This window comes from Neobacillus sp. D3-1R, from assembly GCF_052180215.1.
Lineage (GTDB): Bacteria > Bacillota > Bacilli > Bacillales > Cytobacillaceae > Pseudoneobacillus.
The window spans coordinates 3,353,457-3,376,973 of record NZ_CP197471.1 but is presented as its reverse complement, the minus strand read 5'-3'; the positions used below and the strand labels follow the sequence as shown (position 1 = coordinate 3,376,973).

The following is a 23,517-nucleotide window of genomic DNA, read 5'->3' as shown; positions in this document are numbered from 1 at the left end:
ATTTTTTATTTAATTATTTTAACAAAATGATCATCTTAACCAATTCTTCATAAAATTATTCTTCTCCTTTAGGCCATTTTATCATATTCTATTATTATGAAAGCGTTTTCAATATTAAGGAGGATCAATATGCGCAATAAATTTGAAACAGAGGTCATTCACGGTGGATATGAGAGTTCAAACTTTAATGGGAGCTTAGTACCACCTCTTTTTCAAACTTCAACCTTTACCTTTCAAACTGCCGAACAAGGAGAAAGGCGCTTTGCTGGCGAAGAGGATGGTTTTATCTATTCAAGATTAGGCAATCCAACAGTAAGAGTGTTAGAGGAACGGATAGCCACCTTAGAAAAGGGAGAGGCGGGTTTGGCATTTGGTTCTGGAATGGCGGCTGTATCGGCTATTTTACTTGCCTTAACAAAATCAGGTGACCATATTTTATGCTCACAGGGTGTTTATGGATGTACCTTTGGATTACTTCAATTAATGAAGGACAAATATAATATTGACCATAATTTTTCAAATATGGATTGTTCAGAAGCTCTTGAAAAAGAATTAAAACCGGAAACAGCCTTAATCTATATCGAAACACCAATTAACCCAACCATGCAATTAGTTGATTTACAAATGGTAGCAGAGATTGCAAAGAAAAGAGGTATTCCTGTTATCGTGGATAATACTTTTTGTTCTCCATATCTTCAAAATCCCATTGAACTAGGATGTGATGTAGTTATCCATAGTGCAACAAAATATATCTGTGGTCATGGCGATGTCATTGCTGGTTTAGCTGTTGGGAAAAAAGAGTTCATGGATCGTGTGGCTATGACTACATTAAAGGATATTGGAGGTATTATATCTCCATTTGATGCGTGGTTATTGTTGAGAGGGCTAAAAACTCTTCCAGTAAGAATGGATAGACATTGTGAGAATGCGAAGAAAGTAGCTTCCTTTTTAAAAGGTCACGAAAAAGTAGAGACGGTCTTTTATCCTGGGGACGAAACAGATAAACAAAAACATATTGCCGACAAACAAATGAAAAAGCCTGGAGGAATCTTTTCGTTTACATTGAAAGGTTCAAAAGAAACCGCACAGAAGTTTATGAATCAATTAAATCTAATTAAAATTGCAGTAAGTTTAGGTGATGCAGAAACCCTTATTCAGCATCCGGCAACGATGACTCATGCAGTCGTGCCTAAAGAAGCAAGGCTGAAAATGGGTATTGATGATTCTTTATTAAGGCTTTCTGTTGGCCTAGAAGCTTGGGAGGATATTGTGGACGATCTCAAGCAAGCACTTGATAAAATTTGATTGGATTAAAGAAGGAGCAGCATAAAACACTGCTCCTTCTTTTTGTATTACTGCATGATAGACAAAACGTCTTCCAAAAAGTTATAAAGATGCCCATCATTAAGCAGATGATGGACAAAAGGTCTTCAAAAAATTATAAAGATGTCCATCATAAAGTCGATGATGGACAAAAGGTCTTCAAAAAGTTATAGAGATGTCCATCATAAGGTCGATGATGGACAAAAGGTCTTCAAAAAATTATAAAGATGTCCATCATAAAGTCGATGATGGACAAAAGGTCTTCAAAAAATTATAGAGATGTCCATCATAAAGTCGATGATGGACAAAAGGTCTTCAAAAAGTTATAGAGATGTCCATCATAAAGTCAATGATGGACAAAAGGTCTTCAAAAAGTTATAAAAATGTCCATCATAAAGTCAATGATGGACAAAAGGTCTTCCAAAAGTTATGAAAATGTCCATCATTTTATAAAAGATTAGGGACCATTTTAAAAAGAAATTACAAGTACTGTACTAATACCTCAACGAATTCTTCTAACTTTTGTTTATCCACTTCATCGAAGCGTGATTTCTCTGGTGAATCAATATCAAGGACACCAAGGATTTCTCCGTTCTTTATTAAAGGGACTACGACTTCGGATTGAGAAGCAGCATCACAGGCAATATGTCCTGGAAATTGATGGACATCTTCCACTAGTAGGGTTTCTTTTTTTGCTACTGCTGTCCCACAAACACCTTTTCCTACAGGGATTCTTACACATGCTGGCAAACCTTGGAATGGCCCTAAAACAAGTTCATTTTCTTCCATTAGGTAAAAACCAACCCAGTTAATTCTGTCTAAAAACAGGTTTAAAAGAGCGGATGCATTACTTAAATTGGCAATTTGGTTTGGTTCATCTTCTATTAATGCTTTAAGCTGTTTTTTTACTAACTCATAGTTTTCGTTTTTATTTCCTCGGTAATTTTCGACATGAAACATCTTTTTTCACCTATCTTTCATGAAATTTATAATTCATTCTAACAAAAGAGATAGAAAAAGAGGAGACTTTGTCGACAATTTCTTAAAGGAATGATGAAAAAATAACAGAATGTAATAGTAGAAGGAATCTGAATTTATAAAGCGAGGGAAGTATAGTGAAAAAGAATTCTAAAGAAGCCATTATCCAAGCAGCAATATCATTGTTTAATACAAAAGGATTCCACGCAACTTCCATTCGTGATATTTCTACTAAAGCAAATGTGAATGTAGCAAACATTGCTTACTATTTTGAAAACAAACACGGATTATTAGAATATTGTTTAACATCATTTTTTGAACAATATTTAACAGAGATAGAAGCAGCGATGGATATTCTTGAGGAAGATCCAATTGCCTGCTTAAAAAAGGTATCTAAAAATATATTATCTTTTCAATGTAATAATATTCATTTCACTAGATTTATTCTTAGAGAGATGTCGATAGATTCCCAAGTTGTAAGGGAAATTATGTCTACATATTATGTAAAAGAAAAATATTTTTTAAAAAAGATATTGGAGAAGGGTATGCAAAAAAAGGTAATGAAACCACATTCCATGGCATATTTAATGATTCAATTTAAAGGGATGCTGACGATGCCATTTTTAAATACTCAGTATGTGACGGAAGTACTCCATGTCTTTCCACACGAACGATTTTTTGAAGAAAAATATTTGCAAGAAATATACCAATGGATCGATGGAGTATTAGGGCTGAATGCTTTTATTACCGAAAAAAAGGCAGTAAATCGCTAAAAGGGTCATTCCTTTTAGCTTAGGTCTACCATTTCTTGTCTACCCTGATGTAACTCCTTTACTTGATGAGCATCTGACCCATATACCAGTGGGATTTGAAGATGCTTCGCTTCATTAATGATCCAATCAGGAGGATATGGCTCGCGGCATAATGGCTTTGCAGTTCCTGCACCATTATAATCGAGTTCATAACCTTTTTCTTTGATCAGGTGTAAAATTGAAAAAATTTGATTTTCAAAACGTTCGGATGCAGGAAATTTTTTATGGAATTTTTTAATAAGCGTTATATGACCTATTCGTTTTGGTTTAAATGTGCCTAAATCAGTTATGATGGAAAGTGTTAATGTTTCAAAATACTTTTGATATATATTATTTATTGATCCATATTCTTGGATCATTGATTCAAAAACATCAGGACTGTAGTCAACACACTGATAGTCCGAGTTATTCCTTAAAAAATGGACCGATAGAATCGAATCATCTAATCTTGGACCAACCTCGTTTAAGAAATGTTTGATTTCCTCTTCAAACCCTTCAATGAAATCTACCTCTAATCCTGCATTTATTTTAATCTTCTGTCTGTATTGTTTTTTCAATTTCTCAATTTCATGAAAGTATGCATCGAGCTGATAAAATGACATGGCACTATCAACAGTTGGAGTAGTGTCGATGAAGTTAGCTGGTAGAGGAGCATGTTCAGTAAAAGAAATTTCTTGGTAACCTAATTCAATTGCTTTTTCGATGTAATGGCCGAACTCATCTTTGGTACCATGTGGACAAAACGGGGTATGGATATGACCATCTTTCATGTTCATTTCATAGTTCACCTCTTTATAATGTATAATTTTTAGCTAATTTTATGAAAATCTGTGAAAAAATTAGGTTTCTGCGACAATTTATTCAAAAATATTGAAAATAATAGTCAAAAATTGTCGTTTACATGGTATCATAAATACATTAAAAATAACACAATATTAAAGTTTAGATGAAACTTGAAAGATGCTTATTAGAGCGCTGCCAAGACAGGGGGCTTATATGGAATATATATTAGGAATCATCATTATTATTATCGGCTTGATTTTAGTCGGAATATTTTCAAAAAAGAAATTTTATAAAGAAATCGATCGTCTGGAACAATGGAAAATCGAGATGATGGGCCGTCCAATCTTAGAAGAAATGTCTAAGGTAAAGCAATTAAATATGACTGGCCAAACGGAAGAGTTGTTCGAAAGATGGAGAACGGAATGGGATGAAGTTGTAACGATTGATTTACCGGATGTAGAAGAGTACTTATTTGATGCCGAGGAGTACATTGATAAGTATCGTTTTAAACGAGCTCGGGAAGTTCAAAATAAAATTGATCAAAAACTTTTAAAAACAGAAGGCAAAATCAATAAAATTTTATCCGAATTGAATGAACTAGTTGGTAGTGAAGAGAAAAATAGAATGGAAATCGAACAACTTAAAGACGAATATCGTGAAGCAAAGAAAAATTTACTAGCACATCGTCATCAATTTGGTAAGGCTGAATTACGTCTTGAGCTTCTTTTAGATGAAGTCATCGTTCAGTTTGGCACATATGAAGAAAAAACAGAAAATGGTAACTATCTTGAAGCACGAGAAATAGTACTTGTTATCAAAGATCAACTAGATCAAATAAAAAATAAAATGGAATGGATCCCTGCCTTTCTTGTAGACTGTCAATCGGCATTACCAGCTCAAATTTCTGAGTTAAGAGAAGGATTCCGCGAAATGTTGGAACAAGGATATGTTCTTGAACATATTCCTGTTTTAAAGGAAACGGAGCATTTAGAAAATGAACTTGAACTATTGAAAGCTCAAGTTGAAAGTGCAGACATTCATGATGTTCATACAAAAATAAAAGAAATAAAAGAAAATATTGACCTCTTATATGATCTCCTTGAACAGGAAGTACACGCGAAAGCATTTATTGTGAAAAGTAATGAGCCTACTGGTCAGTTGCTTGATATCACCCATCAAGAGAGCGATGAGTTAAAAACGGAAACCCAGTTAGTGCAGCAAACGTACCATTTAACAGAACATGAATTAGAGCAATCGCGCCAAATGGAAACAAGATTAGCGGAAATCACTAAAAAATTTGAAATACTTAAATTTAAAATCGAACAAAATGATATTGCCCATTCCTTATTAAGTGAGGAATTAACAGTCATAAAAGATGAGATTGAGACTATTCAAACTGAGCAGAAAACCTATAAAGAGAAACTGCAAATGCTTAGAAAAGATGAAATGGTTGCTCGAGAAAAAGTTGCGGAACTTAAAAGAAAATTGAATGAAGCGATTCGATTAGTTACTAAAAGCAATATTCCTGGACTGCCAGAAGAATATAAGTATTTAGTGGAGGATGCCAAAGAAGGAATTCAAAATGTGATGATCAGACTTGAGCAAAAGCCACTTGATATGCAATCTGTTCACCAATACCTTGAAGTTGCGGTTATGACTATTGAGAAACTAATCCGTACAACAGAAGATATGATAGAAAATGTCCATTTGGCTGAAAAGGTTATTCAATATGGTAATCGATATAAAAGTAGATTCCCATCCGTTGCAAACGGGTTAAGAAATGCTGAACAAGAATTTAGAAGCTTCCACTACCAGGAAGCACTCGAGCAAGCCGCCACTGCCATTGAAGAAGTAGAGCCAGGTGCTCTAAAAAAAATCGAGGCCATGTTAACAGATAAAGAATAAATGGAAAGCTGACTCTTTATGAGCAGCTTTTTTCTTTTTTGAAAATGACTCAAATGCATGCCTATGTAGAAAATAAAATTGAAATACTTTAATTTTCATTTAAACTTAACTATGGTAAAGTTTTTAGTTGATGGTTAAAAGGAGAAAATGATGATTTATTTTGATAATAGTGCAACCACAAAACCATATAAAGAAGTCTTGGATTCATATGTAAAAGTTTCAACTGACTACTTCGGCAATCCATCCTCTCTTCATAAATTTGGGGGGCAGGTGGAAGCTTTATTAAGTCAGGCTAGAAATCAAATGGCAACATTATTAAATATAAACTCCAAAGAGATTTATTTTACATCAGGTGGAACAGAAAGCAATAACTTAGCCATTAAAGGAACAGCCATGATGTATAAGAATCGTGGTAATCATATTATTACTTCAGCTATAGAGCATGCTTCTATCCGTGAATCTCTTGAATCGCTAAAAATGTATGGTTTTGATATTACCTACCTTTCTGTAAATTCAGAAGGAAGAATTGATATGGAGGAATTAAAACGGTCTATTCGGGATGAAACCATTCTTGTATCCATTATTCATGTGAATAATGAAGTAGGAACCATTCAGCCAATTAAGGAAATAGGAAAACTGCTTAAAGATTATCCGAAAATTTTATTTCACGTGGACCATGTTCAAGGAATTTCCAAAGTTCCTCTCGATTTCCATGAATGTCAAATAGATCTTTGCAGCGTTTCAGCGCATAAATTTCATGGTTTAAAAGGGAACGGAGTTTTGTATCTTCGTGAGGGTGTCAAAATTGCTCCTTTATTTACTGGTGGAAACCAAGAGTGGCTAGTTAGAAGCGGAACAGAAAATGTAGCCGGAATTATAGCAATGGCAAAGGCGCTCAGAATGTCTCTAACTAAAATGGATAGTGAATTGGAAAACATTTTAAAAATTAAAAGCTATCTTCTTCAAGAGTTAGGTCAAGAAGAAGAGATTTTGATTCATACACCAATTGAAAACAGCGCTCCTCACATCATTAATTTTTCTATCAAGGGATTTAAAGCAGAAGTAATCGTTCATGCACTTGAAGAGGATGATATTTTTGTTTCAACCACAAGTGCTTGTTCATCAAAAGTCAAATCCGTTAGCCATACTCTTTTAGGAATGGGTATAACGGAAGATGTAGCCAAGAGTGCGATTAGAGTTAGCTTATCATTTGAAAATACGAGAGAAGAAGCAGAGAAATTTGTTCAGGCGATTCGTAAAACGATACAAACTTTAGGAAAGGTAATGAAGAATAATGAAATATGATCGAATATTAATCCGTTATGGAGAGCTCTCAACGAAAGGGAGAAACCGAAATAAATTTGTAGATAAGTTAAAAAAGAATATTAGACGTGCGATACAAAATTATTCAACTGCATTTGTCGAAGGCGATTTAGAGCGGATGTATGTGGTTTTGGGAGAAGAGAAGCTAGAGGATATAGTGAAGGTTTTGAAAAACATATTTGGAATTCAGTCCTTTAGCCCCGCTGTTAAGGTGGAAAAGGATATCGAGCAAATGAAGAATATTGCTTTAACACTTGTTCAAAAATTGTATCAGCCAGGCATGACATTTAAAGTAACTGGGAGAAGAGCTGATAAATCCTTTGAGTTTAGCACCGATCAAATAAATCGTGAATTTGGTGCTCATTTATTAATAAATATCCCTGGATTAACTGTAAACGTGAAGAAGCCTGATATTAATTTACGTATAGAAGTTCGTAAAGAAGCCGCTTATTTATTTAGTGAAACGATATTAGGGGCAGGGGGATATCCTTCTGGTTCAAACGGCAAAGCGATGCTTATGCTTTCGGGGGGGATAGATAGCCCAGTTGCTGGGTATTTGTCATTAAAAAGAGGGCTAGAGGTAGAAGGTGTACACTTTTTTAGTCCTCCGTTCACAAGTGAAAGAGCGAAGCAAAAGGTTATTGATCTAACGGAAAAGTTATCTCTCATCAGTGGCGAAATGGCATTACATATTGTGCCATTTACCGAAATACAACAGCTCATTCACAGTCAAGTTCCTAGCAATTATACAATGACAACGACAAGACGAATGATGTTAAGAATAACGGATGAATTAAGAAAAAAACAAAATGGCCTAGCCATCATAACAGGTGAAAGTTTAGGACAAGTTGCCAGCCAAACTTTAGAAAGTATGTATACTATAAACGAGATTACAAATACTCCTGTATTGAGGCCTTTAATTATGATGGACAAAACGGAAATTATTGAACTTTCTCAAAAGATTGATACACATGATATCTCGATACTTCCATATGAGGATTGCTGTACGATTTTCGTGCCGGCATCCCCTAAAACAAAACCAAAGCGTGAAAAAGTTCAACATTATGAAAGTTTTATTGATTTTGAACCATATATTCAAAAAGCTGTTGAAAACACAGAAATGTTAATCATAAGACCTGGTCATTCATTAAAACAAGATAATTTAGAAGATCTATTTTAAACTGGACAATTAATTCAATAAAAATTGTGAACAATTACCAGTTAATCTTTTGTATTAAGCCATGTGATTTTACACAATCTATACTCACAAGGAGGTGAAATCACATGGCAAACAACAACAACTCAAATCAATTATTAGTTCCTGGAGTACAACAAGCTCTTGACCAAATGAAATATGAAATCGCTACAGAATTTGGTGTTAACCTTGGTGCTGACACAACTTCTCGCGCTAACGGATCTGTTGGTGGTGAGATCACTAAGCGTTTAGTTCAAATGGCTGAGCAACAATTAGGTGGCGGATTTTCTCGCTAATAACTAAATAAAATGGCTACAAAGGAGTGGGATAAAACCCACTCCTTTTCTCGTTTCATGTAAATAGCTGACTTTAGTTTTGTACTACCCTTATAGTGTAAAATGATAAATTATTTTAAATTTTAAAATAATTTTGTATAATTAATTATATTGCAAATGAGGGGGAGAGAAGTTGGAGCGAAAAGATCTAATTGCACCAGAAAAGTATAATCTTGTTTCTGAAATGGAAAGATTTGCACAGGATCCTACAAGAGTTGCTTTAAAATGGGAAAATGAAGAAGGCCAAACAAAGGAAATTACATATGGGGATTTAATTAAACATGTAAATAAAATTGGAAACGTTTTCTTAAACTCAGGGCTGCAAAAAGGTGAAACCGTTTTGATCATGGTTCCTAGACTTATTGAAGCCTACGAGGTATACTTAGCCGCACTAAAGTTAGGTTTAGTCGTAATCCCTAGCTCAGAATTATTACGTACAAAAGATTTACAATATCGCATTACCCATGGTGAAGTAAAGGCTGTTATTAGTTATTATCCATACGTCGACCAATTCGAAGCTATTGATGATATGAATGAAGTACAAAAATTTGTCCTTGGAAAAGAATTTGAAGGATGGATTGAATTGGGGCAAGCAATGGCACACGCTTCTGAAGAATTAGCTTTAGCTGATACTAGCAGAGAAGATATGGCCTTTCTATCCTACACATCTGGAACAACAGGAAATCCTAAAGGAGTTGTCCATACGCATGGTTGGGCATATGCTCATTTAAAAACCGCCGCGAAAAATTGGTTATGTATTGAGGAAGGTGATACGGTTTGGGCCACAGCGGGTCCAGGGTGGCAAAAATGGATATGGAGTCCATTTTTATCGGTCCTCGGCACAGGAGCAACTGGTTTAGTTTATCAGGGTAAATTTGAACCTATTAAATACCTACAACTATTACAGAACTATAAGGTCAATGTTTTATGTTGTACACCAACTGAGTATAGACTGATGGCTAAAGTAGATAATCTATCGGAATTTAAGCTTCCAGATCTGCATAGTGCTGTTTCAGCAGGTGAGCCTTTAAACCGTGAAGTGATCGATACATTTAGAAAGCATTTTAACGTAGATGTTCGTGATGGTTATGGTCAAACAGAAAATACATTGTTAGTTGGAATTACCAAACAAATGTCGCTCAAGTCGGGTTCCATGGGAAAACCGACTCCGGGAAATAGAGTAGAGATTATTAATGAAGATGGAGAAATCTGTGGTGTTGGAGAAGTCGGGGACATTGCTGTTCATATCGAAACTCCAGCCTTATTTAAAAATTACTATAAAGATCCTGAACGTACGGCTATGCAGTTCCGTGGAGATTATTATATAACAGGTGATAAAGCGAAAAAAGATGAGGATGGCTACTTCTGGTTTGAAGGTCGTGGTGATGATATTATTATTAGTTCAGGATATACCATTGGACCATTTGAAGTAGAGGATGCACTTGTAAAACACCCACTTGTTAAAGAATGTGCTGTTGTAGCAAGTCCTGATGAGATTCGTGGAAATATTGTCAAAGCGTTTGTCGTATTAAGGGACGGTGTAGATGTAAATTCTCCCGATCTTGTAAAAAATCTTCAGGATCATGTAAAGGAATTAACAGCACCATATAAATATCCAAGAAAAATTGAGTTTTTAAGTGAACTCCCAAAAACAACTTCAGGAAAAATTCGCCGGATCGAGTTAAGACAAAAAGAATTGCAAGCTTTAAAACAAAGCTAATTTTCAGTAAAATTAATGCAGAGGATCCAATCCTCTGTATTTTTTTGTCAAAATGATGCGTGAAAAAGATATAAAATTTTCAGGGGGTGGCAGGATGAAATTATGGTTTGGTGGCTCTATTTACACTCTTCAGAATGAGAAGCATACGGTTGAGGCAGTTTTAACGAAAGATGATTACATAGTTGCGATAGGAAAGAAGAAAGATTTGGAGGAAAGATATCATCGTGAAATAATAGATAGGATTGATTTAAATGGCGCGACCATGCTACCTGGTTTTGTAGATAGTCATTTACACTTAATCGGATATGGAGAAACATTAATTCGATTAGATCTCTCAGGCTTCACAACGAAAAAGGATGTATTGGCTGCAGTAAAGGATTATGCAAAAAGCTTTACCGAAGGGGAATGGATTATTGGTGATGGGTGGAATGAAAATCTTTGGGACGATGCAACCGCTATTACACGTCTTGAATTAGATGAAATCATTTCTGATTCCCCTGTTATTCTAAAAAGAATTTGTAGACACGCATTGGTTGCTAATTCGAAAGCCCTTGAATTAGCCGAAATAACAGTTGATACAAAAACCCCAGCAGGTGGTGTAATCGAAGTGGGGAGTAATGGAGAATTAACCGGATTACTGAAAGACCAGGCACAGGAGCTACTATTAAAGGTAGTACCAAATGTTACAAAACAATATTTGGAGAAGTCTATGACCGCTGCGATAAAAGGTGCTCACCAATTAGGGTTAACGGGGGGGCACACAGAGGATTTAAATTATTATAGTGGTTTTCATCCTACATATGAAACCTTTGAAAAAGTGATAAAAGAAAAGGGGAATAAATTTCGTGCCCACCTTTTAGTCCATCATGGTGTAGTGGACGAAATGAACGAAGCAGGATACTCATCCTTTACAGGTGATACAAGTATTGAATTTGGAGCTATGAAGATTTTTGCAGATGGAGCACTGGGTGGAAGAACGGCGCTATTAAGCTTTCCATATGCAGATGATCCAACAACGAACGGGGTAGCCATTTTTACAAAAGAACAATTAAATGATTTGGTTGCTAAAGCTCGAAGACTGAATATGCCAGTCGCTATACATACAATCGGAGATTTAGCTTTTGACTATGCATTAAGTGCCATTGAGCAAAATCCAGTCACAAAAGGTAGAGATCGAATTATCCATGCCCAAATCCTAAATAAGGACTTAATTGAACGTGCAAAAAATCAGTCATCTTTGATTTTGGATTTACAGCCAAGATTTCTTGCTTCCGATTTTCCATGGGTTATAGAAAGAATTGGAAGCGACAAGATGGAATTTTGTTATGCATGGAAAACGCTAATTGACGCTGGTATTCCTTGTGCAGGAGGATCAGACGCACCGATTGAGCCTTTAAACCCATTATTAGGAATTCATGCAGCTGTGACAAGAACTAATCATGACGATCCCAATCAAACTGTTTATGGACAAAAAGAAAAACTAACGGTATATGAGGCCGTTTCGTTATTTACTAAAGGAAGTGCTTATGCTATTTGTCATGAGCATAATAGAGGGATGATTCAAGAAGGATTCTTAGCTGATTTCACTATTCTGGAAGAAGACATCTTTACGGTTCTACAAGAGAAAATTGCCAATCTTAAAGTGAAAATGACAGTGATTGGTGGAGACATTGTTTATCAATCTTAAAAATAATTAGATGAAATTTCTTCCTTTTTTTATGTTTTTACTTGCGCTATTCTAATTTCGGTTTATAATTAAATTTATTTCGAAACTAGAAAGAATCGAGGCAAGAATAATGAATAAAAATGAATATCAACTTGGATTTTTATCAGCAGGGTTTTCATATTTGCTTTGGGGACTTCTACCAATATATTGGAAGCTTCTTGTTGAAGTGAAATCAGATGAAATATTGGCTAACCGAGTAGTATGGTCTTTTGTTTTTATGATTGTGCTGTTAATTCTTACTAGAAAACTAGGTAAGCTCGGAGGAACATTAAAACATCTTAAGGCAAATAAGAAGCAAATGATGGCACTTATCATAGCCTCCATTCTTATATCAGGAAATTGGTTTATTTACATTTGGGCGGTTAATTCTGGACATATGATAGAAGCAAGTCTTGGATATTATATTAATCCTTTAATAAGTGTGATTCTAGGAATTATCGTTTTTAAAGAAAGAATGAACATGACTCAACTTTTATCGATTCTTTTAGCTCTTATTGGGGTTTTAGTCTTAACTATATCTTATGGGAGCTTCCCGTGGATATCCTTGTCTTTAGCATTTTCATTCGGATTATATGGGCTAGCTAAAAAGATGATTGTTGTAGACTCAACAATAGGATTAACACTTGAAACAATGGTGGTAACACCGATCGGAATAGCCTATATGATTTATTTATTTGTACAGGGGAATAATTCGTTTCTTACCATTTCTCCAACGATTGATCTTTTATTAATTGGTGCAGGGGCCGCAACGGCTACTCCTTTGTTATTCTTTGCAAAAGGAGCCCAACGGATTCCTCTATCAACATTAGGATTTTTACAATATATTGCTCCAACCATTTCATTGATACTAGGAGTATTTGTTTACGGAGAACATTTTTCAAAAGCTCATTTAGTAGCTTTTGTATTCATTTGGTTAGCATTAACCATGTATTCATTCTCAAAAACTAAATTTATAATGAACCTAGAATTAAAGGCAAAAAGAAAAAAAGGTTTATCGATGTAAGAAGAAAAAGAGTCAGACCTTATCTGGCTCTTTTCTATTTTTAAAAAATTTAGAGGAAAGTTCTTTTCACTTTTTCCCAAAAGGAATTATCTTTAAGCTTAACCGTTTTAATTCTTCCTTCACTTAATTGCACTTGTATTGTATCAACATGTTGAATGCTTAAAGCTTCATTATCCATTCCCATTGTTGGATGATCATTTCCATCTTGAGCTACTTTTAAAATGAGTTTTCGATCTGAACTTAAAATAAAAGAGGAACCTAGAGTACGGTAGTTATTGTTATTGACTGAAGCCACTTCACTCACTTGCATACATGGTAAAAATGGGTCTACAATCGATCCATTCACAGATTTATTGTAACCGGTACTGCCAGTTGGTGTAGCAACAATCATTCCATCTCCACGAAACGTTTCAAAGTGAAGTTGATCAATAAATACATCTATGACAAAGGTTTTAATAATGGCAGAACGAATACTGAATTCATTTAAGCAACGAAAAGTAAATTGATCGTCAATCGTCACATCAATGGTTGGATAACGCCGGACTTCAATTTGTTCATTTGTAATGGCTTGAATCATCTTTGTGGTATCATCAATGAGAAAATCACAGTACATACTAAGTCTTCCTGTTGTTGAGACACCCGCATATAAGCAATCTTCTCTAAATCCTGTTTTTCGAACTGCTTGTAGGAAAGTTCCATCATCTCCAATACTAACGACAATATTGGCTTCGTGAGGATCTTTTACAACCTTAAAACCATAACGAGTAGCTAAATAATATAGATATTCCACTCTTTCCATTTTAGATGAATCTATTGCGTGGTAAAAATAGACATTACGACGATTAGGCATTACGAATTCCTCCAACCTTCTTTGAAATTAATTCCATTATTTTACCGAGTTTCTATTGATTTACATAATAATTGATGATTGAATTAAGTTTAGCATGTTTTGAAAACTTTTTTAAAGCGTGTTCGTACATAATAAAGTGACAGTTATTTGAACAAGGAGGTTTATAAATGAACGGTAAACGTTGGGCTGCTTTAGGGATTGCAGCAGGACTATTTGTATTTTCTATTATTATTAATGCTTTATCTTCTTTTGCTTTCAATGATATTGAAAAGTCATTTAGTGATATTTTCTCTGTAAATGAAGAAAAGTTTATGGAGGAAGTAATAGATAAAGGGAACGAAATGGAAAAAATCGCTGTTCTAGAGGTAGATGGTGTCATCCAGGATACGGGTGGAGATGTAGGTTCCTTTTTTGAAAGTCCCGGGTACAATCATCGTTCGTTCTTGGAGAAATTAGATCAAGTAAAGAATGATGACTCCGTAAAAGGTATTATTATTCGGGTAAACTCTCCAGGTGGTGGAGTGGTGGAGAGTGCCGAGATACATGATAGAATTGTTGAAATTCAGGAAGAAACAAAGAAGCCGGTCTATATCTCAATGGGTTCCATGGCAGCTTCAGGTGGATATTATATTTCTACACCAGCAAAGAAGATTTTTGCTAGCCCTGAAACCTTAACGGGTTCACTTGGTGTCATTATGCATGGAATGAATTATGAAGGGCTAGCCAAAAAATACGGGGTTGATTTTGTTACCATTAAAAGCGGTCCTTATAAAGACATTATGAGTCCAACACGAGAAATGACAGCAGAAGAAAAGGCTATTTTGCAAACCATGATTAATAATTCCTACGAGGGCTTTGTTAAAGTTATTTCAGAAGGACGACATATCTCTCCTGTAAAAGTGAAAGAAATTGCTGATGGTAGAATTTATGATGGCAGACAAGCCAAAGAATTAAACTTAATAGATGGATTTGGCTACTTCAATGATGTTGTCGATACCATGAAAAAAGATTTAAAAATAAAAGATGCTCAGGTTGTTCGTTATAGCGAGGACTTTGGATTCGGTTCCCTCTTTAGTATGAGTGCTAAAAAAATAGTCGGTGAAGATTTGGAAATGACTAGTTTAATGAAATTACTTTCAAAAACAAATTCTCCAAGACTTATGTATTTATATTCAGAATAAGGAGGACCAACAATGGAAAACAATCAAACTGTAGATCAGCCATCAGTTGCCTCCCAGGAGGATTCGTACTTAGAAACAGAGGTAGTTCGTCCATTACGTTTTGCAGGATTCTGGATGAGATTTTGGGCTTATTTACTCGATCTAATTGTCATTGGGAGTATCGACCGAATTATTGTCAATCCGATTTTTCGTTTTCTTGATATTCCTTTATCAGAATCAAATCTGTTTGCGCCGATTTCTATCACAACAGCGATTATCTTTTACACATACTTCGTCCTAATGACAAGGTTCTTTGGGCAAACATTAGGGAAAATGGTATTCGGCCTAAAAGTCATTTCCCTTCATGATTCAAAATTAACGTGGAGTACGGTCCTTTTCCGAGAATGGATTGGACGTTTTATTTCAGCAACTATTGTCATCGGATATATTGTCACAGCGTTTCTTCCCAAAAAGCAAGGACTACACGACCTTTTTTCTGACACAAGTGTGGTTCATGAATCTTAAACGAGCAGTATTTTAACCTATTAACACATGTTAATAGGTTTATTTTTTTTCTTTCAGTAGAAAATAAGGCTGAAAGGGTGTGAATCAAATGAAATGGCTAATTATAGCTCTTATAATCCTTTTGATCATCATTATTACCATTATTTGGACTAAATTAACCATTATTTTAGATTTTTATCATGGGAATGATAATGACCATTTAAAACTAGAATTTAAAATTTGGTTCGGACTTATAAAATATAAAAAAGACATACCACTCATAAAAATAGATGACAATTCCCCTTCCATTATTTATGAAGATAAAACCAAAAAAGGTAAGAATGAAAAAACATCTAAAGAAGAGGTTAAGCAAGTGACGGAAAATGATATTCAGAGGAGTCTTCGAAATGCCAAACGATTACTTGAACATGTAGTTGGATTGCATTCTATTGTTAAACATTTTTTAACAAAAGTGAAAGTGAAAAAGGTAGAATGGCATTCGGTTATTGGTGTAGGTGATGCAATGTATACGGGTGTGCTTACCGGTGCAATTTGGGCTCTTAAAGGAAGCATCGTTGGTTTAATCAGTCACTATATGAAACTTAAAGATATGCCTAGAATGACCGTTACACCTTATTTCCAGCAAACTGTTAATCAAACTAGGTTTAGATGTATGTTTCAATTTCGAATCGGGCAAGCTATGTTAGCAGGAATAAAACTGATTAAATTTTGGAAAGGCGGACGCCCTCATTTTGAAACCAAGCAGCAATCAGTTTTATCAAAAGAACATGCTTAAATCTGTTTAATTGAGGAGGAAGCTAATATGTCTGACCATCCAATCCAAGGATTAATGACAACAGCAATGGAAAGTTTAAAAGAAATGATTGATGTAAATACCATCATTGGTGATCCAGTTGAAACTCCAGATGGAAGTGTCATCCTTACTGTTTCAAAGGTTGGGTTCGGATTTGCTGCAGGTGGAAGTGAATTTGTTCTAGATGGTGGAGGCTCCTCACACGGACAAGGACAAGGCCAGGGTCAAGGTCAAGGACAGGGCCAAAAGCAACATCCTTTTGGTGGAGGTAGCGGTGGAGGAGTATCGATAACCCCAATCGCTTTCTTAATTGTAAATTCACACGGTGTTAAAATGCTTCATCTTGACGAAAGCACTCATTTATTAGAAAAAATATTAGATTTAGCTCCACAAGCCGTTGAAAAGGTTCAGCAAATGTTTGCTAAAAAGAATAGTGAACAACAAAATAATCAACAAAATGGAAATCAGGGAAAGCAATCCTATGATGGTCCTAAACAAGATTTAGATATCTAATGGTAAAAGGTTAACCAACCGGAAATGGGAGGTTAACTTTTTTGTTGGAAAATAAGTTCATATTTTTGCAAATTATAGATTGAAAAGTTATGATTTAGATTGTACATACGAACTAGGAGGATGAAATAAATGGCAAATGTAACATTTAAGGGGAACCCAATTACTTTACCTGCTACAGAAGTAAAAGTAGGGGACAAAGCACCGAACTTTAAAGTATTAGCGAATGATTTATCAGAAGTAACTCTTGAGAGCACAAAAGGACAAGTTCGTTTAATCGCTTCCGTTCCTTCTATTGACACTGGAGTTTGTGATGCAGAGGTTCGTAGATTTAATGAAGCTGCTTCTCAACTTGATAATGTAAAAGTTTTAACTGTGAGCGTTGATTTACCATTTGCTCAAAAGCGTTGGTGCGGAGCGGCTGGAATTGAAAACGTACAAACTCTATCAGACCACCGTGAACTATCTTTTGGGGAAGCCTACGGCGTTGCAATCAAAGAACTTCGTTTATTAACACGTGCTGTATTTGTTGTGGATTCTACTGATACAGTTACATATGTAGAATATGTACCTGAAGCAACAGATCACCCAAATTACGAAGCTGCTATTGAAGCTGCTAAACAAGCGAAGTAAAATAGAAAAGCGGAAGCGCCTTGGTTAGCCCCGACAAGCAAATGTTCTCTAGCGTAAGAAGTTTGAACTTTGACTTCTTACGCTAGAGGTTATTTGACCTCGAGGGGCTAGGCGCTGCAGCTAGACAATTCTCGAAGTGAAAAAGATAAGCTGGGCCTCGGTTAGCCGGGGCCCTTTGCTATTTTAAAAAATAGGAACATGGGCTAAAATGAGATAGAGACGTGAGACAGGGAGGACGAAGTTTTGAAAATTTCTCCAGTAGAAACATTATTTACACTTTTAAACGAAACAGCTTTAATCCTGCAAGAAGAACTATCTATTACCTATTTAGAAGCACTGGCTGAGACAGGGGAAAATCTCTTTGAAGGCACGATTCTTCAAGAAGATGTAAGCGAATTTGCGAGTAAAAAACTCGAAAAAAAATATAATGAATTAAATGTAGAAGGTTTTACAAATGAAGAAATAAGAAAAGCATTCCAACTCGTTATTTTAAAAGGGATGAAGGAAAGTGCCCAACCTAATCATCAAATGACTCCGGACTCTGTTGGCATTTTAATTGGATTTCTGGTACAAAAATTTATGACAAATTCAGCTTTCCGAATGATGGATCCAGCTGTTGGGACGGGAAATCTTTTAACAGCCGTTTTAAACAATCAATTAAACAAAGAAATCGATTCCATTGGGATTGATGTAGATGATTTATTAATAAAATTATCTTATATTAATGCAAATTTACAAAAGCATCCTGTTGAGTTTTATAACCAAGACAGCTTAGAACCATTGTTTGTTGATCCAGTTGATGTAGTGATTAGTGATTTACCGGTTGGCTATTACCCAAATGATGTTCGTGCTATGGATTATGAATTAAGAGCAGAAAATGGTCACTCTTATGCACATCATCTTTTAATGGAACAAAGTGTGAAGCATATAAAGCCTGGGGGCTACTTATTCTTTGTCGTACCGAACGGGTTATTTGAAAGTGATGAAGCACCTAAATTAAGAGAGTTTTTTAAAGAGAAAGTCATTATTCAAGGATTATTGCAATTACCATTAAATATGTTTCAAAACAAAAATGCTGCTAAGAGTATTTTAATTCTCCAGAAAAAAGGAGAAAATATTCAACCTCCAAAGGAAGCATTGTTAGTTAATTTGCCAAGTCTATCTAGTATCCAAGCAATGGATAAAATTTTAATCCAAATTGAAACTTGGATTAATGAAAATAAACAATAAATTGTAACAAAACAGACCTTCGGTGGAAGGTCTGTTTTGTTATTATTAAACTATTCATAAGATACAGAGTATCAGAAAATAATTACATTTTCATGTAAGCGTTATTACAGAGAGGTATGGATTGAATTGTTGCTAAGACAGTGTTTTAATGTTGAATTGTGAGTTAGAAAAAGGAAAGAATATAAAGAAGTATGGTCTTTGATTTAGTGTAAACATAAAGGAGAGAAAGTCTTATGGCAAAAGTAATAGCAATCAATGCTGGTAGTTCTTCTTTGAAATTCCAGTTATTTGAAATGCCGAGTGAAGAAGTCATTACGAATGGAATTGTCGAACGTATTGGTTTACCAGATTCCATTTTTACAATTACTGTACATGGTGAAAAACAAAAAGAAACATTAGATATTCCTGATCATGAAATAGCCGTTAAAATGTTATTAGATAAACTAACAAATCTAGGTATCATTCAATCTTTAGATGAAATTGAAGGGATTGGACACCGTGTCGTGCATGGGGGAGAACTTTTTACAGATTCCGTATTGATTAATGATGAAGTTTTAGCTCAAATTGAAAATCTATCTGAGTTAGCTCCACTTCATAACCCAGCGAATATTACGGGAATTAAAGCTTTTCAAAATGTACTTCCATCTGTACCAGCCATTGCAGTATTTGACACAGCCTTTCATCAAACGATGCCAGAGAGCTCTTTCCTATATAGCTTACCTTATGAATATTATGAAAAATATGGTATTCGTAAATACGGCTTCCATGGTACATCACATAAGTATGTTTCACAACGTGCGGCTGATCTTTTAGGAAGACCACTAGAACAAATAAGACTGATTTCATGTCATTTAGGTAATGGAGCTAGTATTGCAGCTATCGAGGGTGGTAAATCCATTGATACCTCAATGGGCTTCACTCCATTAGCCGGGGTAACAATGGGAACTCGTTCCGGTAATATTGACCCAGCTTTAATTCCATATATTATGGAGAAAACGGGATTATCAGCTGATGAAGTATTAGATGTTTTAAATAAAAAGAGTGGAATGCTAGGTGTATCTGGCTTATCTAGTGATTTACGAGATATTGAAGTACTAGCTTCTGAAGGGAATCCGCGCGCAGAATTAGCCCTTGAGGTATTTGCAAACCGTATTCATAAGTATATCGGATCTTATGCTGCAAGAATGTTTGGGGTAGATGCCATTATTTTCACTGCAGGAATTGGTGAAAATAGTGATGTTATCCGTGCTAGAGTCTTAAAAGGATTAGAATTTATGGGTGTTTATTGGGACCCTGCTCTTAATAAGGTTCGTGGTAAAGAGAGATTTATTAATTATCCTCATTCACCAGTAAAAGTAATTGTGATTCCTACAAATGAAGAAGTCATGATTGCTCGTGATGTTGTCCGATTATCACTTTAATTTTTCAAAAGGCAAAGGTTTATCAGACCTTTGCCTTTTCTGCTTTTATTAAAAGCTTTCTGCATTAAAATAAGTTGGAATATTATGCTATACTAGGAGGAAAATGAAACCCTAGGAAGGTGGTCAATTCATGGCTTGGAATGAACGGGATCAAAAGGAAAATAATAAACTGATCGAATGGGAAAATAAATTATTAAGCTACCAGCCCAATGACTTCGAATTAACATATGAGAAATACATAGAAAAAGCCTTTTCTTTACTGCCAAATGAAATACAAGCTGGTTTTTTTTCTTTGTTGGATGATTGGTTATTTCACTTACATGCCCTCATTCAAGGAACTCAATTCCAAATGGATGCAAAAGACAGAATTTTAACTGCGGGTAGAATGTTTAATTCCCAAATAGAAAGCATTTCGGATTTAAGAACACTTGAAATTGATCAGATCAACTATATTGTTCAGCAACAGGTATCAAGACATCGGTTTTATTCATTTGCTCAAGGAGGACTTTCAGGCACAGGAGGGACCATTCTTTTAGGTGCTGACCTTCCTGCTATGGCTGTTATCAATCTTCGGGCTGTTCAATTAATTGCGATGTCCACAGGGTTTGAGGTAAATACGCCATTTGAAATGATGACATCGTTAAAAGTTTTCCATTTTGCGACATTACCTCCGCGTTTGCAAATGTCTGGTTGGCAGGAACTGAAAAGAGAATTACATGATGCCCATGATTATTTTTTTGAAGGAAATGAAAAATTAACGGATGTATCATGGATGGAGCAGCCCCTTAAACAACTTTTAAAGGCTTTGGCAATTTTAGCTTTCAGAAAAAAATATCTCCAAGGCATTCCACTTGTTAGTATGGCGATAGGAGCAGGGTCGAATTATTACTTAACAAGAAAAGTGACAGACTTTGCACAGCACTATTATCAAATGCGATATTTGTTAGAAAAAGAAGACAGCCAATTTTAAATAAATGGAGAATGAGAATGAGTTTACAAGATCATAAAAAAACAGCTATATCATCTATCAATTGTAAAATAATTACAGTGAGTGATACCAGGAATATGGATACGGATAAAAGCGGACACTTAATGAAGGAGCTATTAGAGACTTCTGGGCATATAGTAGTCGACTATACCATCGTAAAAGACGAGGCGGAACCCATTAAGGAAGCTGTCTTAGCGGGCTGTCAGAATTCTGATATTGATGTTATTTTAATAAATGGCGGAACAGGTATCGCTAAAAGAGATGTTACCATTGAGACGGTAAAACCATTGTTTGATAAAGAAATTAGTGGTTTCGGAGAATTATTTAGGTTTTTAAGTTACCAAGAAGATATAGGGTCAGCTGCAATTCTTTCTAGAGCTGTTGCGGGGGTTATCCAAAATAAAGCTGTCTTTTCAACTCCAGGTTCACAAGGAGCCGTTAAATTGGCCATGAATAAATTGATCCTTCCTGAGCTTGGACACGTTGTAAAGGAATTAAGGAAAGACTTATAAAGCTGGAATGTTTTTGCCGCTATTAACCAAACATAAACGATTTGATTAATACTCAAAATAATATGGCTTGCTCATTTAATTAAAGGAGTTGGTCGTATGAGATGGCATAAAACACTTCTTTCTATGCTACAACAACGTCAAGGAAAAAAGGTTGCTTTAGCTGTTGACACTAGCAGTAGTGAAGTCCCAACGATTCTTATTAATAACATAGTAAAACTGTTTGAACAACTAAAACCGGATACGCTTTTAGTCCAAGCAGATTTCAAAATTAGAGATATCTCACCTGTAAAAAGTGACACCATTAAATATTATACACATGGGAAATCTTCATATACGTTAGTACTTGAGTGGGCAAAAGAAGAGAATATCGATACGCTATTTTATATTACTGATGTAACCGGCTTTATTTCTGAAGAAATGGAAACGGTGGATTATGAAATGTTTTGGTTAGTTCCAGATGATTTCCTACCAAGAGTTCCATTTGGCAAAGCGATAAAAGTAGCCTAATCAAAAAATCCCTCACGACAAGTGGGGGATTTATTCTCTGTTTTAACTATTTATATAGTTGATACATAATACAAAAATGGATTGATATCTATATATAGACAAAATCATTATTTTGGAGGGGATAAAATGAACGATACTTACCAGCTGCGTCAGCCAAAACCTGGTGATATGGGACTGGTTGTTTTTAAACATGGTACTTTATATGACAAAGAATATGGCTGGAATGAACAATTTGAGGCACTTGTGGCGCAAATCGTTTCCGACTATTTAACGCATTATAATCCTGAAAAAGAACGATGCTGGATAGCTGAAATGGATGGTGAGGTAGTTGGCTCCGTTTTTATTGTAGAGGAAAGTGAAAAAGTTGCTAAGTTACGGCTGCTTTTAGTTGACCCGAAAGCCCGCGGGTTAGGATTGGGTACAAGACTTGTGGAAGAATGTATTGATTATTCAAAAAAGGCGGGCTATGAAAAAATAAAGTTATGGACCAATAGTGTTTTAAAAGAAGCTCGACACATATATGAAAAAACAGGATTCAAATTAATAGAAGAAGAAAAACATCATAGTTTTGGACATGAGTTAGTAGGTGAGATTTGGGAAATGGTTCTCTAATCCTGAACAAAAGAGCATCCAATTAAGATGCTCTTTGTTTCTTGTTAATGAGGATAACTTTAGACGAAGTTTTTAGTAATCCAGCTCCAGCGCATAGCCCCTCGAGGTCAAATAACCTGTAGTGTAAGAAGTCAAAGTGCAGACTTCTTACACTACAGAACATTTGCTTGTCGGGGCTGTTCGAGGCGCTTCCGCTTTTTGTTTTACAAGTGGGCCTTGTGTGTAATATCTTGATGAGTACGGTACCAAAGCCATAGATCATTTATGATGGAAGCTAATTCTGAAATTTCACTGTTTAATTGACATGATTTTAAAAAATTACTTTCATCCGAAAGCGCATTTTGTTTTTCATTAATTTCTTGTTCTAAATCAGCAATCCTATCAGGAATGGCTCCTCTAATTTTCTCCCACTGAAAGAGAATATTTTCTCTTTTTTCCTGATCATAGTGTTCCCATTCATTCACCAAATGAGGGACTAGAATTCCTAACCTAGTATCCAAACGAAAAAAATTCATTATCTATTTACCTCCAATAGGTGCTGTTTCTATTTTACTACAATCTCATGGGGAACTGATAAAAATAAACAAAAAAGCTTGGGAATCCCCAAACTTTAAATGATGAGCCTAATCTCTATTGATCTGTATAAAATTTAAAATCTATATGAATTTTATAG

General features: G+C 35.2%; 24 protein-coding genes. 20 read left to right on the top strand and 4 right to left on the bottom strand.

Features of this window, described 5'->3' with window-relative positions; translation table 11 throughout:
* Nucleotides 1–129 precede the first annotated feature (129 nt).
* Nucleotides 130–1,305: a methionine gamma-lyase gene (gene megL / locus ACSBPO_RS17355; protein WP_442595508.1), complete on the top strand. Its 1,176-nt coding sequence runs from the start codon at nucleotides 130–132 to the stop codon at nucleotides 1,303–1,305.
* A gap of 498 nt (nucleotides 1,306–1,803) precedes the next feature.
* Here the strand turns inward: megL and ACSBPO_RS17350 are convergent, their stop codons facing one another.
* Nucleotides 1,804–2,283 (bottom strand): GAF domain-containing protein, encoded by a 480-nt coding sequence (locus tag ACSBPO_RS17350; RefSeq protein WP_442595506.1) that lies wholly within the window; start codon nucleotides 2,281–2,283, stop codon nucleotides 1,804–1,806.
* 155 nt (nucleotides 2,284–2,438) lie between these two features.
* Here ACSBPO_RS17350 and refZ point away from each other — a divergent pair, with 155 nt between their 5' ends.
* Nucleotides 2,439–3,074, top strand: a complete 636-nt coding sequence (gene refZ / locus ACSBPO_RS17345) for a forespore capture DNA-binding protein RefZ (RefSeq protein WP_442595504.1) — start codon at nucleotides 2,439–2,441, stop codon at nucleotides 3,072–3,074.
* 14 nt (nucleotides 3,075–3,088) lie between these two features.
* Here the strand turns inward: refZ and hisJ are convergent, their stop codons facing one another.
* Entirely contained in the window at nucleotides 3,089–3,883 is a 795-nt protein-coding gene (hisJ, locus tag ACSBPO_RS17340; RefSeq protein ID WP_442600397.1) for a histidinol-phosphatase HisJ, read from the bottom strand.
* Between the two features lie 226 nt (nucleotides 3,884–4,109).
* Between hisJ and ezrA the strand changes: the two genes are divergently transcribed.
* The 7 genes from ezrA to rarD all read left to right on the top strand — a co-directional run bounded on the left by ezrA (nucleotide 4,110) and on the right by rarD (nucleotide 13,103).
* Entirely contained in the window at nucleotides 4,110–5,801 is a 1,692-nt protein-coding gene (gene ezrA / locus ACSBPO_RS17335) for a septation ring formation regulator EzrA (RefSeq protein WP_442595502.1), read from the top strand.
* A 150-nt stretch (nucleotides 5,802–5,951) separates the two neighbouring features.
* Complete coding sequence (locus ACSBPO_RS17330; RefSeq protein ID WP_442595500.1) at nucleotides 5,952–7,106, top strand: cysteine desulfurase family protein; 1,155 nt, start codon at nucleotides 5,952–5,954, stop codon at nucleotides 7,104–7,106.
* Complete coding sequence (thiI, locus tag ACSBPO_RS17325) at nucleotides 7,096–8,304, top strand: tRNA uracil 4-sulfurtransferase ThiI (protein ID WP_442595498.1); 1,209 nt, start codon at nucleotides 7,096–7,098, stop codon at nucleotides 8,302–8,304. Before ACSBPO_RS17330 ends, thiI begins: the two co-directional genes overlap by 11 nt.
* A 104-nt stretch (nucleotides 8,305–8,408) precedes the next feature.
* Entirely contained in the window at nucleotides 8,409–8,615 is a 207-nt protein-coding gene (locus tag ACSBPO_RS17320) for a small, acid-soluble spore protein, alpha/beta type (protein WP_442595496.1), read from the top strand.
* Nucleotides 8,616–8,787: 172 nt separating this feature from the next.
* A complete protein-coding gene (gene mbcS / locus ACSBPO_RS17315) occupies nucleotides 8,788–10,374 on the top strand; it encodes an acyl-CoA synthetase MbcS (RefSeq protein ID WP_442595494.1) in 1,587 nt (528 codons plus the stop codon).
* A gap of 94 nt (nucleotides 10,375–10,468) precedes the next feature.
* Complete coding sequence (locus ACSBPO_RS17310) at nucleotides 10,469–12,061, top strand: amidohydrolase (RefSeq protein ID WP_442595492.1); 1,593 nt, start codon at nucleotides 10,469–10,471, stop codon at nucleotides 12,059–12,061.
* Nucleotides 12,062–12,170: 109 nt separating this feature from the next.
* A complete protein-coding gene (gene rarD, locus ACSBPO_RS17305) occupies nucleotides 12,171–13,103 on the top strand; it encodes an EamA family transporter RarD (RefSeq protein ID WP_442595491.1) in 933 nt (310 codons plus the stop codon).
* A gap of 49 nt (nucleotides 13,104–13,152) precedes the next feature.
* Here the strand turns inward: rarD and ACSBPO_RS17300 are convergent, their stop codons facing one another.
* Entirely contained in the window at nucleotides 13,153–13,953 is an 801-nt protein-coding gene (locus tag ACSBPO_RS17300) for an NAD kinase (protein WP_442595489.1), read from the bottom strand.
* Between the two features lie 167 nt (nucleotides 13,954–14,120).
* Between ACSBPO_RS17300 and sppA the strand changes: the two genes are divergently transcribed.
* The 11 genes from sppA (at nucleotide 14,121) to ACSBPO_RS17245 (ending at nucleotide 22,844) form a co-directional block, all read left to right on the top strand.
* A complete protein-coding gene (sppA, locus tag ACSBPO_RS17295) occupies nucleotides 14,121–15,134 on the top strand; it encodes a signal peptide peptidase SppA (RefSeq protein ID WP_442595487.1) in 1,014 nt (337 codons plus the stop codon).
* A gap of 12 nt (nucleotides 15,135–15,146) precedes the next feature.
* The gene (locus ACSBPO_RS17290; protein WP_442595485.1) at nucleotides 15,147–15,638 is read left to right on the top strand and encodes an RDD family protein; all 492 of its coding nucleotides are present in this window, start codon (nucleotides 15,147–15,149) and stop codon (nucleotides 15,636–15,638) included.
* 88 nt (nucleotides 15,639–15,726) lie between these two features.
* The gene (locus ACSBPO_RS17285; protein WP_442595483.1) at nucleotides 15,727–16,413 is read left to right on the top strand and encodes a DUF2953 domain-containing protein; all 687 of its coding nucleotides are present in this window, start codon (nucleotides 15,727–15,729) and stop codon (nucleotides 16,411–16,413) included.
* Nucleotides 16,414–16,440: 27 nt separating this feature from the next.
* Nucleotides 16,441–16,944: a GerW family sporulation protein gene (gene ytfJ / locus ACSBPO_RS17280; RefSeq protein WP_442595481.1), complete on the top strand. Its 504-nt coding sequence runs from the start codon at nucleotides 16,441–16,443 to the stop codon at nucleotides 16,942–16,944.
* Nucleotides 16,945–17,073: 129 nt separating this feature from the next.
* The gene (gene tpx / locus ACSBPO_RS17275) at nucleotides 17,074–17,574 is read left to right on the top strand and encodes a thiol peroxidase (protein ID WP_442595479.1); all 501 of its coding nucleotides are present in this window, start codon (nucleotides 17,074–17,076) and stop codon (nucleotides 17,572–17,574) included.
* A 243-nt stretch (nucleotides 17,575–17,817) separates the two neighbouring features.
* Nucleotides 17,818–18,804, top strand: coding sequence for a class I SAM-dependent methyltransferase (locus tag ACSBPO_RS17270; RefSeq protein ID WP_442595477.1), 987 nt, complete (start codon nucleotides 17,818–17,820; stop codon nucleotides 18,802–18,804).
* 233 nt (nucleotides 18,805–19,037) lie between these two features.
* Nucleotides 19,038–20,225 (top strand): acetate kinase, encoded by a 1,188-nt coding sequence (locus ACSBPO_RS17265; protein WP_442595475.1) that lies wholly within the window; start codon nucleotides 19,038–19,040, stop codon nucleotides 20,223–20,225.
* A gap of 130 nt (nucleotides 20,226–20,355) precedes the next feature.
* Complete coding sequence (locus ACSBPO_RS17260) at nucleotides 20,356–21,195, top strand: EcsC family protein (RefSeq protein ID WP_442595473.1); 840 nt, start codon at nucleotides 20,356–20,358, stop codon at nucleotides 21,193–21,195.
* A 17-nt stretch (nucleotides 21,196–21,212) separates the two neighbouring features.
* Nucleotides 21,213–21,725 (top strand): MogA/MoaB family molybdenum cofactor biosynthesis protein, encoded by a 513-nt coding sequence (locus ACSBPO_RS17255; protein WP_442595471.1) that lies wholly within the window; start codon nucleotides 21,213–21,215, stop codon nucleotides 21,723–21,725.
* A gap of 96 nt (nucleotides 21,726–21,821) precedes the next feature.
* Nucleotides 21,822–22,232, top strand: coding sequence for a VWA-like domain-containing protein (locus ACSBPO_RS17250; protein WP_442595469.1), 411 nt, complete (start codon nucleotides 21,822–21,824; stop codon nucleotides 22,230–22,232).
* 126 nt (nucleotides 22,233–22,358) lie between these two features.
* Nucleotides 22,359–22,844: a GNAT family N-acetyltransferase gene (locus ACSBPO_RS17245; RefSeq protein ID WP_442595467.1), complete on the top strand. Its 486-nt coding sequence runs from the start codon at nucleotides 22,359–22,361 to the stop codon at nucleotides 22,842–22,844.
* 203 nt (nucleotides 22,845–23,047) lie between these two features.
* Here ACSBPO_RS17245 and ACSBPO_RS17240 read toward each other — a convergent pair whose 3' ends face one another.
* Nucleotides 23,048–23,359 (bottom strand): hypothetical protein, encoded by a 312-nt coding sequence (locus ACSBPO_RS17240; RefSeq protein ID WP_442595465.1) that lies wholly within the window; start codon nucleotides 23,357–23,359, stop codon nucleotides 23,048–23,050.
* Nucleotides 23,360–23,517: the final 158 nt, after the last annotated feature.

Bases quoted from the DNA above. Each gene is read 5' to 3' on its own strand.
- megL (WP_442595508.1), top strand. From the start codon at position 130: ATGCGCAATAAATTTGAAACAGAGGTCATTCACGGTGGATATGAGAGT.
- ACSBPO_RS17350 (WP_442595506.1), bottom strand. From the start codon at position 2,283: ATGTTTCATGTCGAAAATTACCGAGGAAATAAAAACGAAAACTATGAG.
- hisJ (WP_442600397.1), bottom strand. From the start codon at position 3,883: ATGAAAGATGGTCATATCCATACCCCGTTTTGTCCACATGGTACCAAA.
- ezrA (WP_442595502.1), top strand. From the start codon at position 4,110: ATGGAATATATATTAGGAATCATCATTATTATTATCGGCTTGATTTTA.
- ACSBPO_RS17330 (WP_442595500.1), top strand. From the start codon at position 5,952: ATGATTTATTTTGATAATAGTGCAACCACAAAACCATATAAAGAAGTC.
- thiI (WP_442595498.1), top strand. From the start codon at position 7,096: ATGAAATATGATCGAATATTAATCCGTTATGGAGAGCTCTCAACGAAA.
- ACSBPO_RS17320 (WP_442595496.1), top strand. From the start codon at position 8,409: ATGGCAAACAACAACAACTCAAATCAATTATTAGTTCCTGGAGTACAA.
- ACSBPO_RS17310 (WP_442595492.1), top strand. From the start codon at position 10,469: ATGAAATTATGGTTTGGTGGCTCTATTTACACTCTTCAGAATGAGAAG.
- rarD (WP_442595491.1), top strand. From the start codon at position 12,171: ATGAATAAAAATGAATATCAACTTGGATTTTTATCAGCAGGGTTTTCA.
- ACSBPO_RS17300 (WP_442595489.1), bottom strand. From the start codon at position 13,953: ATGCCTAATCGTCGTAATGTCTATTTTTACCACGCAATAGATTCATCT.
- sppA (WP_442595487.1), top strand. From the start codon at position 14,121: ATGAACGGTAAACGTTGGGCTGCTTTAGGGATTGCAGCAGGACTATTT.
- ACSBPO_RS17290 (WP_442595485.1), top strand. From the start codon at position 15,147: ATGGAAAACAATCAAACTGTAGATCAGCCATCAGTTGCCTCCCAGGAG.
- ACSBPO_RS17285 (WP_442595483.1), top strand. From the start codon at position 15,727: ATGAAATGGCTAATTATAGCTCTTATAATCCTTTTGATCATCATTATT.
- ytfJ (WP_442595481.1), top strand. From the start codon at position 16,441: ATGTCTGACCATCCAATCCAAGGATTAATGACAACAGCAATGGAAAGT.
- tpx (WP_442595479.1), top strand. From the start codon at position 17,074: ATGGCAAATGTAACATTTAAGGGGAACCCAATTACTTTACCTGCTACA.
- ACSBPO_RS17265 (WP_442595475.1), top strand. From the start codon at position 19,038: ATGGCAAAAGTAATAGCAATCAATGCTGGTAGTTCTTCTTTGAAATTC.
- ACSBPO_RS17260 (WP_442595473.1), top strand. From the start codon at position 20,356: ATGGCTTGGAATGAACGGGATCAAAAGGAAAATAATAAACTGATCGAA.
- ACSBPO_RS17255 (WP_442595471.1), top strand. From the start codon at position 21,213: ATGAGTTTACAAGATCATAAAAAAACAGCTATATCATCTATCAATTGT.
- ACSBPO_RS17250 (WP_442595469.1), top strand. From the start codon at position 21,822: ATGAGATGGCATAAAACACTTCTTTCTATGCTACAACAACGTCAAGGA.
- ACSBPO_RS17245 (WP_442595467.1), top strand. From the start codon at position 22,359: ATGAACGATACTTACCAGCTGCGTCAGCCAAAACCTGGTGATATGGGA.
- ACSBPO_RS17240 (WP_442595465.1), bottom strand. From the start codon at position 23,359: ATGAATTTTTTTCGTTTGGATACTAGGTTAGGAATTCTAGTCCCTCAT.